A 3,830-nucleotide genomic window follows, 5' to 3' on the forward strand; every position below is an offset into this window, starting at 1 on the left:
CGACGGGGCCGGGGCGGGCCCCGGGCGCGGTCTCAGGGTCGGACCCTGGTTCGCCCCTGCCTTCCGGGCGGGCGGGACTACTCCGGTAGGACGACCCCCACGGCGCTTCTCCTGCCTCGGGGGGACGGGCAAGTCCGTTCCTGGGGTCCATCAAAGGAGGTCTCCGGCCTTCTACTGTTTTGTACGTCGGATCGTCGGGGGCCGAGCACGGTCCGGCCATACGCATTTGCTCACTCGACCTGCTCACTCGACTACGGGAGTTTCACGTGACGAACACCGCCCCATCGACCGCCGGCGCGCACACCGTGCCCGGGGAGGGCGACTTCGCCGCACGGACCCAGGGGATCGCGAAGGTGTACGGGCACGGCGACGCCCGGGTCGTCGCGCTCGACGGGGTCACCGTCGGCATCCCCCGGGGCCGGTATACGGCGATCATGGGCCCGTCGGGGTCGGGGAAGTCGACCCTCATGCACTGCATGGCGGGTCTGGACTCGGTGGACTCGGGGGAGGTCTACATCGGCGACACCGAGCTGACCCGGCTGAAGGACAAGCAGCTGACGAGGCTGCGGCGCGACAAGGTCGGTTTCGTCTTCCAGGCGTTCAACCTGGTGCCGACGCTGACGGCGCTGGAGAACATCACGCTGCCGATGGACATCGCGGGCCGGAAGCCGGACCGGGAGTGGCTGGACACGGTGATCGACACGGTGGGGCTGCGGCCGCGGCTGAAGCACCGCCCGTCGGAGCTGTCGGGCGGGCAGCAGCAGCGGGTGGCGTGCGCGCGTGCGCTGGCGGCCCGCCCGGAGATCATCTTCGCGGACGAGCCGACGGGGAACCTGGACTCGCGGTCCGGCGCGGAGGTGCTGGGGTTCCTGCGGGACTCGGTGCGGCGGATGGGCCAGACGATCGTGATGGTGACGCATGACCCGAGCGCGGCGGCGTACGCCGACCAGGTGCTGTTCCTGTCCGACGGGCAGATCGTCGACACGATGCCGGAGCCGACGGCCGAGCGGGTGCTGGAGCGGATGAAGGGCTTCGACTCCGGGCCCGCCGAGTCGCCGGTCCTGGGCGCGCAGGGGCCGGACGCGCAGGGGCCGGGGGTCGCGGCGCGATGATGGGCAAGGTCACGCTCCGCAACCTCGCGGCGCACAAGATCAGGCTGGTGCTGACGGCCGTCGCGGTGATCCTCGGCGTGGCGTTCGTCGCCGGGACGCTGATGTTCACCGACAGCATGAACAAGCGGTTCGACGACCTGTTCAGCACCATCAGCCAGGACATCGCCGTCGACGTCCGGGCGAAGAAGGTCGTGGGCGGCGACGACGACGGCATGTCGGCGCAGCCGGTGCCGGCGTCGGTGCTGGAGACCGTCCGGGGCGTGGACGGGGTCGAGAACCCGATCGGGAACGTCACCGGGTACGCGGCGGTCGTCGGCAAGGACGGGAAGATCGTCGGGACGCCGCAGAACGGCCCGCCGCAGCTCGGGGTGAACCTGACCGAGAGCGCGTTCTACGACCTGACGTCCGGGCGGGCGCCGCAGGGCCCGGCGGAGGTCGTCATCGACGAGGCGACCGCCGAGAACGGCGAGCTCGCGATCGGCGACACCACGCAGGTCGTCACGGCGGGCCCGCCGCAGCGGATGAAGATCGTCGGGCTGGTCGACACCGGGAACATGATGGGCGCGACGGTCACCGCGTTCGACACCCCGACGGCGCAGCGGCTGCTGCTCAAGCCCGGCTACTTCACCGACATCGAGATGAAGTCGGCGGGCCCGTCGGAGGAGGAGCTGCGCGACCGCGTCGCGAAGGTGCTGCCGCCGGAACTGGAGGCGATCACCGGGACCGAGCTGCGGGAGGAGGCGCAGAGCGACATCGCGGAGATGATGGGGTTCTTCCGGACGTTCCTGCTCGCGTTCGCGCTGATCTCGATCTTCGTCGGGGCGTTCATCATCTTCAACACGTTCTCGATGCTGGTGGCGCAGCGGACCCGTGAGCTGGCGCTGCTGCGCGCGGTCGGCGCGGCCCGCGCCCAGGTGACGCGGGCGGTGATCGGCGAGGCCGTCGCGGTCGGGATCGTGGGGTCCACGCTCGGGCTGGCGGCCGGGGCCGGGCTGGCGTCGCTGCTGCAGACGCAGATGGGCGACGCCGGTGAGGGCGGCCTCACCCTCACCGCGAACGCGGTGATCTGGTCGTACGCGGTCGGGATCGTGGTGACGGTCGTGTCGGCGTACTTCCCGGCGCGCCGCGCCGCGAAGATCCCGCCGGTGGCGGCGATGCGCGACGACGTGGCGCTGCCGCAGCGGTCGATGCGGATCCGGATCGCGCTGGGGTCGCTGCTCACCGCGATCGGCGCGGCGCTGATCGCGGTGGGTCTCGCCGGGGCCGGCGGCAACCCGGCGGTGCCCGTCGGTGCGGGCGCGTTCGGGGTGTTCATCGGCGTGGCGATGCTCGCGCCGGTGATCAGCGTGCCGGTGCTGCGGCTGCTGGGGGCGCCGGCGGCGCGGCTGCTGGGGGCGCCGGGCCGGCTGGCGCGGCAGAACGCGCTGCGGAACCCGCGCCGCACCGCCGCGACCGCCGCCGCGCTGATGATCGGGCTGGCGCTGATCACCACGGTGAACGTGCTGGGCGCGACGATGCGGGCGTCGATCGACGAGCAGATCAACGCGCAGTTCGGCGCGGACTACCTGGTGCAGGCGCAGGGCGCCGGAGGCGTGAACGCCGAGGCGCAGCAGAAGGTGAAGGAGACGCCGGGAGTGGTGGCCGCGTCCCCCACCTACGACGGCGAGGTCAAGGTCGGCGGCAAGGACGTGTTCTACGTCGCGGGCGACGCGCGGGTCATCACCGACGCGGCGCGGCTGAACATCGTGTCGGGGAGCGCGGCGGCCGGGCCGTCCGACCTCATGGTGGACGAGGACACCGCGAAGGACCGCGGCTGGGAGGTCGGGGCGGCGGTGCCCGTCCAGTTCCCGGACGGGAAGACCGAGCGGCTGACCCTCAGCGGCGTGTACACCAGGAGCGACCTGATCGGGCCGCGGCTGATGTCGCTGGAGATGCATCTGCGGCACACGCTGAACCCGACCGTCGGGGTCATGGTGGTGGACACCGAGCGGGCGGACGCGGCGACGAGGTCGGCGCTGGAGTCGGCGCTGCGGGGCTACCCGAACCTCGAGGTCGCCGACCAGGCGTCGCTGAAGGAGGACGCCCGCGGCGAGGTCGACGGGTTCGTGACGTTCCTGACGATCCTGCTGATCATGTCGGTGGTCATCGCGGCGGTCGGGGTGATCAACACCCTGGCGCTGTCGGTGATCGAGCGGACCCGGGAGATCGGGCTGCTCCGCGCGATCGGGATATCCCGGCGGCAGCTGCGCCGCATGATCCGGCTGGAGTCCATCATGATCGCGGTGTTCGGGGCGGTGCTCGGCATGGGCATCGGGATCGCGTTCGGCGCGGCGCTGCAGAACGCGCTCGCCGACGACGGTCTCGGTGTCCTGTCGATCCCGTACGGGACGCTCGCGGTCTATCTGGTGGTGGCCGCGGTGATCGGTGTGCTGGCGGCGCTGTGGCCGGCGTGGCGGGCCGGGCGGATGGACGTGCTGAAGGCCATCTCGACCGAGTGACCGCCCGGCGCGCCCGCCGGCCGAGCGGCCGGCGGGCGCACGCGCAAAACACGCGGAAGACACGCGGGAAGCACGCGCGAGGCACGCGCGAGGATCGAGTAGGAGGGCCGGGTCGCCCGGCCCTCCTCTCACACCACCGGACATGCGGGCCCGCATCCGGCGGTTCGTCAAGCCGCTGGTCTGAGTCTGCGCCAGGTGGCTTGAAGCCCTAGCAGGCCAA

Annotated in this window: 2 protein-coding genes; both read left to right on the forward strand. The window is 71.9% G+C overall.

Going from position 1 to position 3,830, the window contains the following annotated elements:
- The first annotated feature begins 266 nt into the window (after nucleotides 1–266).
- Entirely contained in the window at nucleotides 267–1,112 is an 846-nt protein-coding gene (locus E1289_RS36740) for an ABC transporter ATP-binding protein (protein WP_131988663.1), read from the forward strand.
- The gene (locus E1289_RS36745; protein ID WP_243713450.1) at nucleotides 1,109–3,610 is read left to right on the forward strand and encodes an FtsX-like permease family protein; all 2,502 of its coding nucleotides are present in this window, start codon (nucleotides 1,109–1,111) and stop codon (nucleotides 3,608–3,610) included. Before E1289_RS36740 ends, E1289_RS36745 begins: the two co-directional genes overlap by 4 nt.
- Nucleotides 3,611–3,830: the final 220 nt, after the last annotated feature.

This window comes from Actinomadura sp. 6K520, assembly GCF_004349245.1.
GTDB lineage: Bacteria > Actinomycetota > Actinomycetes > Streptosporangiales > Streptosporangiaceae > Spirillospora.